This is a genomic window from Weizmannia sp. FSL W8-0676, assembly GCF_038593015.1.
Lineage (GTDB): Bacteria > Bacillota > Bacilli > Bacillales > Bacillaceae_C > Weizmannia > Weizmannia coagulans.
Genome location: NZ_CP151954.1, coordinates 2,452,640 through 2,465,843 on the forward strand (window position 1 = coordinate 2,452,640; position 13,204 = coordinate 2,465,843).

15 protein-coding genes are annotated in these 13,204 nt (G+C 46.1%); 6 read left to right on the forward strand and 9 right to left on the reverse strand.

Annotation, left to right across the window (positions count from 1 at the left end):
• The first annotated feature begins 55 nt into the window (after window positions 1-55).
• Window positions 56-943 (forward strand): acetoin biosynthesis transcriptional regulator AlsR, encoded by an 888-nt coding sequence (gene alsR / locus NST20_RS12195; RefSeq protein WP_013860250.1) that lies wholly within the window; start codon window positions 56-58, stop codon window positions 941-943.
• Between the two features lie 46 nt (window positions 944-989).
• On the opposite strand, the gene NST20_RS12200 is transcribed toward alsR, so the two are convergent.
• On the reverse strand, window positions 990-1,517 hold the full coding sequence (locus tag NST20_RS12200; RefSeq protein ID WP_342399517.1) for a Crp/Fnr family transcriptional regulator: 528 nt from the start codon (window positions 1,515-1,517) through the stop codon (window positions 990-992).
• A 485-nt stretch (window positions 1,518-2,002) separates the two neighbouring features.
• Window positions 2,003-3,121, reverse strand: a complete 1,119-nt coding sequence (locus tag NST20_RS12205; RefSeq protein ID WP_014095882.1) for an RNA-guided endonuclease TnpB family protein — start codon at window positions 3,119-3,121, stop codon at window positions 2,003-2,005.
• Between the two features lie 87 nt (window positions 3,122-3,208).
• Between NST20_RS12205 and NST20_RS12210 the strand changes: the two genes are divergently transcribed.
• Window positions 3,209-3,349, forward strand: coding sequence for a ribbon-helix-helix protein, CopG family (locus NST20_RS12210; RefSeq protein WP_013860635.1), 141 nt, complete (start codon window positions 3,209-3,211; stop codon window positions 3,347-3,349).
• Window positions 3,350-3,533: 184 nt separating this feature from the next.
• Here NST20_RS12210 and perR read toward each other — a convergent pair whose 3' ends face one another.
• From perR to NST20_RS12225, 3 genes are all read right to left on the reverse strand, one after another.
• Window positions 3,534-3,983 (reverse strand): peroxide-responsive transcriptional repressor PerR, encoded by a 450-nt coding sequence (perR, locus tag NST20_RS12215; RefSeq protein ID WP_014097390.1) that lies wholly within the window; start codon window positions 3,981-3,983, stop codon window positions 3,534-3,536.
• Window positions 3,984-4,191: 208 nt separating this feature from the next.
• The gene (locus NST20_RS12220) at window positions 4,192-4,746 is read right to left on the reverse strand and encodes a cob(I)yrinic acid a,c-diamide adenosyltransferase (protein ID WP_342399518.1); all 555 of its coding nucleotides are present in this window, start codon (window positions 4,744-4,746) and stop codon (window positions 4,192-4,194) included.
• Window positions 4,747-5,064: 318 nt separating this feature from the next.
• Window positions 5,065-5,469: a potassium channel family protein gene (locus NST20_RS12225; protein WP_013860258.1), complete on the reverse strand. Its 405-nt coding sequence runs from the start codon at window positions 5,467-5,469 to the stop codon at window positions 5,065-5,067.
• Window positions 5,470-5,612: 143 nt separating this feature from the next.
• On the opposite strand from NST20_RS12225, the gene NST20_RS12230 reads away from it, so the two are divergent.
• On the forward strand, window positions 5,613-6,905 hold the full coding sequence (locus NST20_RS12230) for a glutamate-1-semialdehyde 2,1-aminomutase (RefSeq protein ID WP_342399519.1): 1,293 nt from the start codon (window positions 5,613-5,615) through the stop codon (window positions 6,903-6,905).
• A gap of 416 nt (window positions 6,906-7,321) precedes the next feature.
• Here the strand turns inward: NST20_RS12230 and NST20_RS12235 are convergent, their stop codons facing one another.
• Window positions 7,322-7,954 carry an MFS transporter gene (locus tag NST20_RS12235; RefSeq protein WP_342400425.1) on the reverse strand — a complete coding sequence of 211 codons (633 nt, stop codon included), beginning with the start codon at window positions 7,952-7,954 and terminating at the stop codon, window positions 7,322-7,324.
• 130 nt (window positions 7,955-8,084) lie between these two features.
• On the opposite strand from NST20_RS12235, the gene NST20_RS12240 reads away from it, so the two are divergent.
• Window positions 8,085-8,465, forward strand: coding sequence for a hypothetical protein (locus tag NST20_RS12240; RefSeq protein WP_327077038.1), 381 nt, complete (start codon window positions 8,085-8,087; stop codon window positions 8,463-8,465).
• 218 nt (window positions 8,466-8,683) lie between these two features.
• On the opposite strand, the gene NST20_RS12245 is transcribed toward NST20_RS12240, so the two are convergent.
• Window positions 8,684-8,959: a YqhV family protein gene (locus NST20_RS12245; RefSeq protein ID WP_029143025.1), complete on the reverse strand. Its 276-nt coding sequence runs from the start codon at window positions 8,957-8,959 to the stop codon at window positions 8,684-8,686.
• 237 nt (window positions 8,960-9,196) lie between these two features.
• Here NST20_RS12245 and NST20_RS12250 point away from each other — a divergent pair, with 237 nt between their 5' ends.
• Window positions 9,197-9,892 (forward strand): aromatic acid exporter family protein, encoded by a 696-nt coding sequence (locus NST20_RS12250; protein ID WP_342399520.1) that lies wholly within the window; start codon window positions 9,197-9,199, stop codon window positions 9,890-9,892.
• Between the two features lie 390 nt (window positions 9,893-10,282).
• Window positions 10,283-10,711 carry a hypothetical protein gene (locus NST20_RS12255; RefSeq protein ID WP_342399521.1) on the forward strand — a complete coding sequence of 143 codons (429 nt, stop codon included), beginning with the start codon at window positions 10,283-10,285 and terminating at the stop codon, window positions 10,709-10,711.
• A 153-nt stretch (window positions 10,712-10,864) separates the two neighbouring features.
• Here NST20_RS12255 and NST20_RS12260 read toward each other — a convergent pair whose 3' ends face one another.
• Both NST20_RS12260 and NST20_RS12265 read right to left on the reverse strand, forming a co-directional pair.
• Window positions 10,865-11,731 (reverse strand): MurR/RpiR family transcriptional regulator, encoded by an 867-nt coding sequence (locus NST20_RS12260; RefSeq protein ID WP_017552884.1) that lies wholly within the window; start codon window positions 11,729-11,731, stop codon window positions 10,865-10,867.
• On the reverse strand, window positions 11,731-13,200 hold the full coding sequence (locus NST20_RS12265; protein WP_013860267.1) for a PTS transporter subunit EIIC: 1,470 nt from the start codon (window positions 13,198-13,200) through the stop codon (window positions 11,731-11,733). Before NST20_RS12265 ends, NST20_RS12260 begins: the two co-directional genes overlap by 1 nt.
• Window positions 13,201-13,204 lie beyond the last annotated feature (4 nt).

Genomic DNA, 13,204 nt, shown 5'->3' on the forward strand with positions numbered 1-13,204 from the left:
GTGCTATAAATAATATATTTTAAATATTAATCGTGATGGAAAGGAGGAAATACAGATGGAACTGCGCCATCTTCATTATTTTTTAACAGTCGCGGAAGAACTGCATTTCGGAAAAGCGGCAGAGCGGCTGCAAATGACCCAGCCGCCGCTTTCCCAGCAAATCCGGCAGCTGGAAGAAGAAATCGGGGTGGACCTGTTTATCCGCAATAAACGCCATGTTGAACTGACGATCCCGGGAAAAGTTTTTTTAAAAGAAGCCAAGCAGGTGCTTGAGCAGCTGGACAGGGCGGTGGAAAATGCACAGCGGGCTGAACGGGGGGAATTCGGGAATGTGGTGGTCGGCTTTGTCGGCTCGGCGACCTATGACATTTTGCCGGCCATCGTCCGGGAATTCCGGCTGAAATATCCAAAAACGGCCGTTTCCCTCCATGAGTTGTCAACCCCGGACCAGATTCGGGCGCTGCACCGGAAAGAAATCGATGTCGGCCTGCTCCATCCGCCGATCCATGATCCCTTAATTGAAACAGCTGAAATCCAGACAGGCGCGGCTGCCCTTTCCATGCCGAAAAGCCATCCGCTCGCCCAAAAAGAAAAAATCCGCATCGAGGATCTGGCGGACGTCCCGTTTGTCGTTGTGTCGCGCGATATTTGGCCGGGCCTTTATGATGAATTCCTGTCTCTTTTCAAAGATGCCGATTTCAGCCCGAAAATCGTCCAGGAAGCAACCGAGTACCAGATGGTCGTCGGCCTTGTTACAGCCGGAATCGGAATCGGGGTGCTGCCACGGACAGCCGAAAAATTATTTAATCTCGATATTGTGTACAGGGAGATTGAAGGGCACCCGTTAAATGCCGTTTTGTCCATTGCGTACCGGAAGGAGGACCAAAACCCGGCCCTTGCCAATTTCTTAAGCATTTCCGGCCAGGTGGCAGCAGAATTTTAACGGATTGTTGAAAGGCGCCTTTCCCCCTTAGATGGAGGGGTGCAGTTTACAATCGATGCAGGCGGAACATATCCGGTTTGTGGAAGGTAATGGTCTGCTTCTCAAACGAAATGGTGCCATTTCGTTTGAAGTCATTCAGAACATGGCTTGCGGTTTCCCTAGATGTTCCGGCAAGCTTGGCAATATCCGCGACGGTAATGGGGCAAAGAATCCGGATTTTGCCGTGATCCTTTATCCCGAGATCTTCAAGGAGCAGGCAAAGCACGTGGCGAACCCGCTCGGAAGCATTGCTGTTTGTCACAAGCTGCAGCCTCGATTCATGCAGGATTAAAATATCGGAGAGATGCTCAATAATATGGAGCAGCAACGTGTTATTTGATTCGGCAATTTTTTCAAATCCTGCCGTCGGAATATAAAACAGTTCGATATCCGTGACAGCGTATGCAGTATAATGATAATTTTCATCTTTAAACAAGCCGCCGTACGGAAAAAGTTCGTACGGCTTAATGTAATCGCCGTAAAAAGAAGCGGCGTTTTCGTCCATTTTGTCAATTTTGATATAACCATCCAGCAACAAATAAATTCTTTCGCACGGTCTTTAACTCGCCGATTTCCGACGTAATGTGAAGCGGGTACTTCATCTTTGTTTTTGGCTTTACGGCGGCTGTATTGGATAACGGTTTCATTTTTCATGGCTCCTTCCGGTACATATGATTAAATTTCCTTCATGAAGGATATCTTCTGTACATCTTGATCATACCGCCCTGCGCCAGAGCAGACTGTGGAAAAGCCCACACGCGGGGTGTGAAATTCATCACACTTTCATTTCTAAAAATGTAGGCGGTTGCATAAATACAATGAAAAATCCGGCCCCCAACGAAAGGGGAGCCGGATTGATTGCATAGAAGTGTATAAAGTTGCACTGCTAAAACTTGTGAACTACCCTCCACTTATCAACCTTACGGTTTGATTGAAGTGGGGGCTTCTCGACTTATCGTTGCTTTTACTAGCCAACGAAAACTGACCGAGCTAACCCTCTTGTTCCAAGAGTTTTGTTACTTATGATAACGCTAATAAGCGTAATCCCTCATTTTTGATATTGATTGCTGAATTGTGATCGCGATCTAATACAAAGCCGCAAGAACATTTATATACACGTTCAGATAATGGCATTTCTTTTTCCTTGCCGCAACATGAACACTTCTTAGTGGAGGGAAACCACTTATCAATTTTCACAAGTTGTTTCCCCTGTTCTTTTAGCTTATACGCTAAGAAAGTAGTGAACATACCCCAGCCGTTATCATGAACGCTTTTCCCAAAGTGAAGGGCTTGAGACATCCCTTTCATGTTCAAGTCCTCAATCACGACAGCATCAAAGTTAGAAGCTAATTCTTTTGACTTATGATGAAGAAAATTCATGCGTTGGTTCGCCACTTTCTCATGTAACTTAGCCACTACTAGTCGTTGCTTGTTCCAACGTGCAGAACCTTTCTTTCTTCGAGAAAGAATTCGTTGTGCTTTTGCTAATTTATCTAAGGCTTGCCGATAGTAACGTGGGTAATTGGCTTTCTTACCCTGTTCACTCTCGACATATAGACCATCCATAGCAAAATCCAAACCAACAACTTTCTGTATTTTAACTGGACGAATATCTTTCTCATATTCTGTCAAAATTGAAATGTAGTATTTGCCTGTCTTTGTTTTAGAAATAGTGCAAGATTTGATTTTATAATCAGCAGGTATCTCTCTATGCTGTTTCATTTTTATTGGCTTTTTGATTTTTGGCAGTTTGATATGACCATTTTCTAGCTTAATATTTCCGTTGACCATATTAGTTGTATAGGATTGTTTTGCTTTACGATTTTTGAACTTTGGAAAATCCGCATTTCCTTCAAAGAAATTCTTATAAGCAGTCTGTAAGTTCATTTGTGCATTTGCCAAAGCTAAAGAATCCACTTCTTTTAGGAATGGAAATTCACTTTTATATTTTGCAGGAGTCGGAAACTTTTGCTTTTTAAGCAATTCTTTATCATCCTTGAACTTTTCATACGTTTCTTTGCGTTCAGCTAACATCTTATTGTAGACAAAGCGAACACAACCAAATGTCTTAGCTAATAATGCGGATTGTTCTTTGTTTGGTAACAAACGAAACTTGAAAGCTTTGTTTTGCTTGGCCATATCCATTCACCTCACTTTGTGCGGAAAAATTTCGTATATATTGATTATATCGTAAAAAATCCGCACAATCAATATGAGGTGATCATCATGAGAGAAGAGAAAGAACGTGTAGAAATTCATATGCCTAAGACGATATTAGAAAAATTGGAGCAATATCAAAAAGAAAATGGGATTCCAACTAGAACAGCCGCAATCTTAGAATTGTTGAGAAAAGGATTGGAAAAATAACTTTGGCTAAAGCCAACCGAAATTCATCTCCCACCTACTCATTGGTGCGATTCGCACCTTCACATTCCTTGAGGATGGGAGACTTCTTTCGGAAAGCCGTTAAAAAATCCTTTCGGTGTATCAGGGCCTGGGTTAAAGTCGCAAAAAAAGAACCGGACGAACCCGTTTCGCCGGCGTCTGCGTTTTATTTTGCTTCCAGATAACTGTGCTTTTTCATACATTCCGGACAGGTACCGTAAATTTCCATACGGTGGTGGCTTACTTTAAAACCGGTCACATGCGCGGCAAGCTGTTCCACTTCATCCAGGCCCGGATAGTGAAAGTCGACAATCTTTCCGCAGTCTTCGCAAATAATATGGTAATGGTTTGATGTGACAAAATCAAAGCGGCTTGAAGCATCTCCGTAAGTCAGTTCCTGTACCAATCCGATTTCCTTAAAAACGCGCAAGTTATTGTAAACGGTGGCCACACTCATATTCGGGAATTTTCCCTCAAGAGCCTTATATATTTCATCGGCGGTTGGATGTGACATGGACTCAATTAAATATTCCAATATCGCATGACGTTGAGGGGTAATACGAACGCCCGACTGTTTCAAGGTCTCCAGTGCTTTATTCAACTGTTGCTCGGACACCGCCATGCACCTCTTTTCTAACAATTATCATTCTTAATTTATAATCTTTATAAAAAGTTTACAAAATAAACCCCTGTTTTGTCAAACAAATTAGCAACTCAATGCGCCGGGAATTTCCCATTCCCACGCTCTTCAGGCTCAAAAAAAAGGAAATTCGTTCATTAGGATGCCTTTTTTCAGCCGGGAGTATGTAAAAGCAATACCCCGGCTATTCCTTAAGCGGTTGGAGCGGGCGGTCTTTCACCCCAAGACAGTAATTGATATATCTTGCCGCAACGAACAGGAAATCGGACAGCCGGTTTAAAAACGACAGCACAAGCGGATTTACACCATTGACCGCAACACTTGCCCGCTCCGCCCTTCTTGCAACTGTGCGCGCCGCATGCATCGCCGCTGCTGCCGGATGCCCGCCCGGTAAAATAAAGGTTTTTAACGGTTCCAATTTTCCATCCCATTTGTCAATCAAAGCCTCAAGTTCATCGATATATGCCTGTTTCAATTTCCAGTGCACTTCTTTTCCCTCGGGCGTGGAAAGCTCCGCACCGGCATGGAACAGCATCGTCTGGACCCTGCTGAAACATTGTTCCAATTCTTCTTTTTCCGGAAATTGTTCGCCGTGCAAAAAACTGAGCGCAACGCCGATTGCCGAGTTCGCCTCATCCACTGTTCCGTAAGCTTCAACACGCGGATCGTTTTTCGCTGCTCTTACCCCGTAAACGAGCGATGTCGTCCCTTTATCACCGGACCTTGTATAAATTCTCATCTTGTCCCCTCCGCATCAATTTGATGGATCAGCCTATATAAACGCCGCCGCGCTATTTTTTCAATCTGCCCTTTAAAGGGATTCCCTGTAAAACCATATATTAGTTTTGTATCACGAATTCGAAAAAATTGCCATAAAAAAAGAAACCGAACAAGTCGGCTCAAAGATATCGTTATTTTTTTGAGGAGGTAATATACACTATGAACCCGCGGCAAATCCGCGTGGACAAAAGCCGCCCCGGATACAAAAATAGGCGCCGGCCGCATTTTGATCTTCCCTGGCGGACAACGGCCGGCATGCGGGAATCCCCCTGCCAGGCTATTTTTTTTCCGAGTCAAAAGCGGATCTTACCACAAACGCCGCCGGGATGGTATAGCCGATTAACGCTTCAATGATAATAAGAACCCGTGCGGCCCCGATCGGAACAATATCCCCGTACCCGACCGAAAACAGCGTGACGGCACTCAAATACATATAATCAAGCAGTGTGCGGAAATCATGCCCTTCCAACAGCTTTCCGTGATGGAGCGCAATTTGGAATCCCATCATATCGAGCAGTAAAAACAACAACCCGAACCCGATCATGATATTGGTGTACGTAAAAGCAAGAAAGAGAAAACGTTCAAATGAAAGCTGCTTCGCGCGCCAGGATGCCGGATAAAACAAGGTGCGCAGGCTCATCACAATACAAAGGACAACCAATATGCCGAGAAAATAAAACATGCCCGATACCCCCGGCGCCTTTCAAGTTTGTCCTTCCATTGTATGCCCCCGCCGCCCGGCTTATGACAGTCTTTACGGGAAGAAAATGGAAGGCTACAATAGAATGGTGGAATTGGCCAATGCCAATGAGGAGGGAACGATAAATGGATTTTTCAAAATCTGAAAGCTTGTATAAAGAAGCACTTGAGCATATTGTCGGCGGCGTAAACAGCCCGTCCCGCTCGTATAAGGCGGTGGGCGGCGGAGCCCCAGTTGCCATGGAAAGGGGAAAAGGCGCGTACTTTTATGACGTGGACGGCAACCGCTACATTGATTATCTGGCGGCATACGGCCCGATCATTACCGGCTTTGCCCATCCGCATATTGCTGCTGCCATTAAAAAAGCAGCCGACAACGGCGTTTTGTTCGGCACGCCGACCCCGTATGAAGTGCAATTCGCAAAAATGCTGAAAGAAGCGATCCCGTCCCTGGACAAAGTCCGCTTTGTCAACTCGGGAACAGAGGCGGTCATGACAACGATCCGCGTTGCCCGCGCCTACACGGGCCGCGACAGAATCATTAAATTCGAAGGCTGTTACCACGGACATTCTGACCTCGTGCTTGTCGCAGCGGGTTCAGGCCCGTCGCAGCTCGGCATGCCGGACTCAGCCGGCGTAACAAAAGCCATCGCAAACGAAGTCATCACCGTCCCTTATAATGATGTGGAACCTTTTAAACAGGCACTCGAAAAATGGGGCGATGAAGTTGCCGCCGTACTGGTTGAACCGATTGTCGGCAACTTTGGCATTGTGCCGCCGAAACCGGGATTTTTGGAAGCCATTAATGAACTGGCGCACAAAGCCGGTGCCCTTGTTATTTACGACGAAGTGATCACCGCTTTCCGTTTTATGTACGGCGGCGCGCAAAACATGCTCGGCGTTACCCCGGATTTAACCGCCATGGGCAAAATCATCGGCGGCGGACTGCCGATCGGGGCATACGGCGGCCGCAAAGACATTATGGAAGAAGTCGCACCGCTCGGCCCTGCTTACCAGGCCGGAACCATGGCCGGAAACCCGGCTTCGATGCTTGCCGGAATTGCCTGCCTTGAAGTGCTCCAGGAAAAGGGCGTGTATGAAAACCTCGACCGTCTCGGTGCCATGCTTGAAAAAGGCATTTTGGAAGCAGCTGAAAAACACGGCGTCACCATTACCATTAACCGCGTAGTCGGCGCCTTTACCGTTTACTTTACGGGCGAAAAAGTCGAAAACTACAAGCAGGCTGAAGCATCCGACGGCGAGTTGTTCGGGAAATTTTTCAAACTGATGCTCGAGCAAGGCATTAACCTTGCCCCGTCAAAATATGAAGCCTGGTTCCTCACAACCGCGCATACGGAAGAAGATATCGCAGAAACAATCAAAGCCGTTGACCATGCTTTTTCACATTTAAAAGGATAATCACCTTCTTTAAAAATTACACTGTCCCAGAAATGGGACAGTGTAATTTTAACTAATACCGTAATAGATATGGGAAACTTTTTATAACTCTTTGTTGTATTGAAAAGTCTCTGGTTTGTGTTAGAATAGAAATAGTCATGAAATCACTCCCTGGATATTTGGTCGTACTTATATCTTAACAAAGGAGTGGCTTTCATGGCTCTTTTTTTTCAAAAAAATCATCCTTTTCCGTTTTACAATATTTACCACAGGAATGAGTAGCTTAATCTATTGAAACCCGCCCAAAACCGACCAAAGTGGAAAAATTTAGACACTTATAATAAATAAATTTACCCCATTAAAATCAAAAACTCACAATTTCTTTTTACATTTGTCATAATGTTCCTACAAACGTCTTTTTTCTTTAGTGGAATAAATCAACGACCTTTAATTGTCTGACTGCTCACAGTTTCAGGGGATATAGCATTTTGGCAAGGGCTCTTAATAAAGACCCATGTTAAAAAAATGGAGACAGCGACCACAACCGGAAAAGCAAAAAACGTGCCGTACCATACAAGCAATGCGATCAGCGCCCCCAGTATCGGAGACAGCACTTTGCCGAACCCGTTTGATGCTTCCACAAGGCCGAGCACCTGGCTTTCCTTGTCGCCTTTAAACAGATCCCCGGTCAGGGCCATGGCGATCGGCGCTGTCCCGGCTGCCCCGATTCCCTGAAGCGTGCGGCCTGCCATGATCCAGGCGAAAGCATGGGAAAACAAAGCGGCTGCGATTCCCGCCAGGATGCCGCCTGCCCCGTATAAAAACAATGCCGGCAAAATGACGGCTTTCCGGGAAAAGCGGTCGGAAAGATAGCCGAGCACCGGGATGAACACGGCGGCCATAATGGAGAAAACAGAGATCGTCAAACTTGCCTGAAAGGAGGTCAAGTGAAGTTCAGACTGCATTTTCGGCAGGACAGGAATCAACATGGAATTGCCAAGCGTCATAATTAACGGAATGGAGCCGATTGCTGCCACTGCCATCACAGAAGGTTGTTTGCTTGCCATAATATCCTCCCGGGATTTCAATTTTTGCTCTGTTAGATTATCCGGAAGCAAGCATTTTATTCTTTTGCCCAAAGGAATACTGCAGCCAATTACAGGAAGGATATGGTTACCTGTTACGCAAGGAGGAAAACACGTGAAATTATTTATGGAATACATTTTGGAGGAAATCGAAAAGATCGGGATGAAGCAAGGTTACAAGGTCTCTTTATCGCAAAAGAAAGACGAACAAAATTATATTCGCGGCGTGATGCAATTTTTCGACGGCGGATTTGACATTTATTATGCTTTGATTTTCAGTTTCCCCGAAAACCATCCGAAACTGCAGTATACGTTCTGGGTGCTGAACCAAACCGGGAACCGGGCTGTGATCGAAAAAGATGGATCCGGAGAAAAGATGATGGAGACGGTCAGGGAAACGGCATTGAAAGAAATCCATGTCAACCTGATGGAAGGCGGCGAAATCCGGCATTTGCTTAAAGAACTAAAGCAAACGATCGGCACTTGCCCGCAATAAAGAAGGGTTGCCGCTTCAGGGGGTTGAAAAACAGGGATCCGCAGGGTTCTCCTCCCTCATTAGATGCGTTCCAGCCTAAAGGCACAGGGATTTATAGCCCGGATGATAAAACGGGGCTTTCGATTGCGGCGTTCCCCTCGGCAAAGACCCCCGCAGTACCCAGCATTGCCATCCCCACAAGCCGGCCGGTTGCTCAATCACTTCCCCTTTAACAAAGCTTACCCGTTGCTTTTGATCCCGTACAAAATGCAGCCTACCCCGGCCAGAATCCACAGCATTTTGGCAAACGAGATTTTATCGGAAATGCCGATCACCCCGATCGCCGTTGTCGTAATTAAAACAACAGGCCCGACAATAGCAAGAGAACTGTTGATGACGAGCGCCTTTTCCACTTGATTGTATTTGAGCATCAAAATGGCCGCGGAAATTTCGATCATTCCTGAGATCAGCCTGAGCGCAGCCATGCTAAGCACATGTTTTTCAATCAGCCACAAATTGTTTCCCCTCTTCATACGCGCATTTTGGATTCATTTACTCCATGTATATTCCGTGTCGGGCAAAAATAGGACAAATTCTCCGGCCGCATCCCCACACGTCTTCCGGCAAACATGTTATAATGACAAAATCAAAGGTTTGCCGTTTAAAAAAAATTTTCGGACGGAAATAGTTTAATGCAGCCTTTTGGAACATATCATTTAAATATCTTTGCAAGGAAGAAAGGAATTGCCAATATGAGGGTTGGAGCCCGCATTGTCAAAACAGGAATTGCTATTACTATCGCGCTGTTTATCGCGCAATTATTAAAAATGCCGTCCCCGGTGTTTGCCGGGATCGCTGCCACTTTTGCGATTAAACCTACAATATACCGGTCTTACCGGTCCATTATCGATCAGGTCCAGGGCAATCTGATCGGCGCTTTGCTCGCCGTCATTTTTGTCATGGCCTTCGGCAACCATTTTCTCGTCGTCGGCCTCGGGTCCGTGCTGATCATCATTTTAATGTTGAAACTGAAGCTCGATGATACGGTCGGCCTTGCGCTCGTGACCATGATTGTCATTATGGAAACACCAAGTGACAATTTTCTGCAGACGGCTGGGATCCGTTTTACGACATTGTTTATCGGGATTTTCAGCTCGTTTCTTGTGAATTTGATTTTTCTGCCGCCGAAATACGAGGCGCGGCTGTATGTCCGCCTCACCCATGTGACAGAAGAACTGCTCAAATTCATCCGGATTGCGGCGCGCCAGGAAGCCGATTACCAGCTTTTAAAAGAAGAACTTCCCGGCATTAAAGAGCGGGTGTACAAAGTGGAGCAGCTGTACACTTTATTTAAAGAGGAAAAAATTTACGGGAAAAGCAACAGGATCGAGCGGCAGCGGAAAGTGGTGCTGTATAAAGAAATGGTGGCCATTTTGAATTTAAGCTAGGGCTTGCTGAACGAATCCGATTATGGCTTGTATCTGATTTGTCAGCAAGCTCTACCTCAATATCATAGGAGAATGCATCTGCGAAAATGCTTTATTCTGTCCTCTCTGTATGTTGAATCAGCTTTAGAGTGCAAAGTTTTTCCTGCATTTTTTATAAAACCCTTGCATTTAAAGTTCGGCCAAAGCTGTCAGTATCCTTACCAAGTCTAGGACTTTTGCTTATTCAGCAAGCCTATTTAATTTCCCACCGAATGGTAGAAAAAAATCATCTACAAAAGTTAATTGATGTTCGGTCTTTTTGTACATCGTAACAGCCTCCAAGTGCAAGGTTTTTTACGTGTTTCCTTTGAAATCCTTACACTTTATATTCGACAAAAGTAGCCAAAATCCTTGTCAAATCTGGAATTTTTGCTTATTCAGCAAGCCCTAAGCTATATTATTTTAAAACGGCTGCAGCAGTACAAGGCGGATATTGCCGGGCTGCCGGAAACGTTCCGGAGCATGCTTCAGGAACAAATGGAATATCTTGTGAACGAACATGAAAAGATGCTGCTCATGTTTCTTGGAAAGGTCAAAGCCCATGCGCAAAAATGCAATACGGCCGACAAACAGCGGAATGAGCTGATGGACATTTTTCTGCAGAACTTAAAAGATGAGACTTTCCGCACCGATCTCCAGTCTTACCACGTGATGAACCTGCTGGCACTGCTTGTGGATTACCAGGAAGAGCTTGAACATCTGGAAAAATTGATCACCGTGTCCCAAACCTATCACCACGAACAATCAGAACTCAATCTTGATGAACTGGAAGACCAATAGGGGACGGCAGGCCTGCCGTCCCCTATTGGATGCACCGCCCTGTTCCCATACGGGCCGGCGCTACTCTGTTTTCGCTTTTTAGCAAAGATTTTCCGTTTCCAAAACGGCCGCTTTGTTTGCTGCGCTTTTCACGCCGGGCTTAAGGGCCGGCTTTTAGTTGTTTTCTTTGCGGAAAAAGGTCTGGATATTGATTTTTGAGTTTTTTAAGCGATGCATGATTTCCTCATAATGCCGCGCAACATAGGCGAAGTACAAAACATCAATCGTGAACAGTTGTGCTGCAAGGGATGTGGTTGCCGCGCTTCTCAGCAGGACCGCTTCCCCGCCATGGTGGATCAAAGGCACATCCACGATACGGGCAAGCGTACTGTCCCGTTTTTGTGTGATGCCCGCTGTAAAAAGCCCGTTCTGTTTGGCAATCTGCGTCAGTTTGATGGCTTCATTGGTTTCGCCAGAATTTGAAATGGCCACAAACATAGAGTCTTTGGAGGCGTTGATCAATGAAGAACCAAGCAGATGGTGATCCAGCGTGTGGACCACCGGCTTGCCGATTCTTGAAAACTTATGCATGAAGTCTTCAGCCGCTACATGGGAGGCGCCGATTCCGTATACGTATATAGCCGGGCTTTTATCCACCATGGCCGTTATCTTTTCAATGCAGCCGGTCTCGAGAAGATTTGCAGTTTGTGTGATGGACTGGTTAAACCGCAAAGCCAGTTTATCAGCAATCATTGCAATATCTTCATTTGATGTGATATCCGTATAAATTTCCCGATCCAGCCCGGATGCATCCGCGTACAATCTGATTTTTAATTGTGAAAAGCCGGAAAGCCCGATCGACCGGCAAAAGCGGACAACGGTGGCCGGGCTGACGCCTGCTTTTTTCGCAAGCTCGCTCGTATTGTCATTGACCGTTTCCACAGCGTGGCTGAGAATATACTTCCCGAGCTTTTTTTCTGATTTTGACAGACTGCTTAATTTGGATTTAATCTGCAAAATAATATTTTCTTCCAATTCCATCACTCACGATCTGCGTTTGTCGCCTTCATGGCATCTTTCGGGACGCCGAAGAAATAGGTGGCAACGAAGCCGCCAATATAGCCGGCAACCAAGCCTGCGATATAACCGAGCCAGCGCCCGTGCGCAATCAGCGGAATTAAATCAATCCCGCTTGTGCCGATCGCAATCGCGCCGATATTGCCAATGCCTGCAATCACTGCCCCGCCGATGCCGCCGCCGATGCACGCGGTAATAAACGGGCGCCCAAGCGGCAAAGTCACACCGTAAATTAACGGTTCGCCAATGCCCATAATACCAACCGGCAATGCCCCTTTAATCAGCTGCACAAGTTTTTTATTTTTCCGGCACCTGATCCATAAAGCAATCGCCGCGCCAACCTGCCCTGCGCCTGCCATGGCAAGGATCGGCAACAGCGGGGTCATCCCTGTCTTATTGATCATTTCAATATGGATCGGGGTGAGAATCTGGTGCAGGCCGAACATAACCATCGGCAGGAAGACAAGCCCCAGTATAAATCCTGAAAAAGCGCCGCCGACTTTCAACACCCACGTGATCGACCCGACAAGCGCGCCTGATACCGCGCCTGCGACCGGCATGACAATAAAAATAGTAAAAAGTCCGACAACTAATAATGCAATTGTTGGTGTTACAATGATATCCACAGCATTTGGAACAATTTTATGCAGCCTTTTTTCAACAAGCGCTAAAATCCATACTGCAAAAATAACACCGATGATCCCGCCTTGTAAAGGGGAAAGGGCATCTCCGGTAAAAATATTTGGAAGCGGATTTTTCGGATCCATGCCGGTCAGCATCGTCACAGCCCCGATGACCCCGCCAAGGCCCGGTGTCGCCCCGAACTCATTTGCGCTATTGATCCCGACATAAATGACCAAATAGAGATACAATCCGTTTTTAATAATGTTTAATGTCGTAATAACGGACACCCAGTTCTGGCTGAGGGCTGAGGAGTCCGCAGCCATGATATTTTGGAAAATGGCAGCAACCCCGCCGATAATCCCGGCGCCGACAAAAGCCGGAATAAGCGGTACAAATATATTGGAAATCGATTTTAAAGCCCTTTTGAAACCGTTACTTTTATGTTTCGCCTTTTCCCTTGCCTTTACTTCGGCCGCTTTGGCTTCCACCATTTCGCGGTTTGACCGCCCGGCATCTTGATGGCCCGTAGCCTTCGGAAAATTTTCCCCAAGTTTTACACCGGCCTGCTGTACCATAAGGTTGGCGACTTTGTTGACGATACCAGGGCCAAGCACGACCTGGAGCGTTTCATCCTCCACGACGCCGAGCACGCCATCAACCGCTTTCAGACCTTCGATATTGACTTTGCTGTAATCCGCAATGGTAAGCCGGACTCTTGTCATGCAATGGATGATCTTTTCGACGTTTCCCATGCCGCCGACATTTTCGTAAATTTCCCTTGCCAGTCTTTGTTCTTTCGTTTCGGTCATTTTT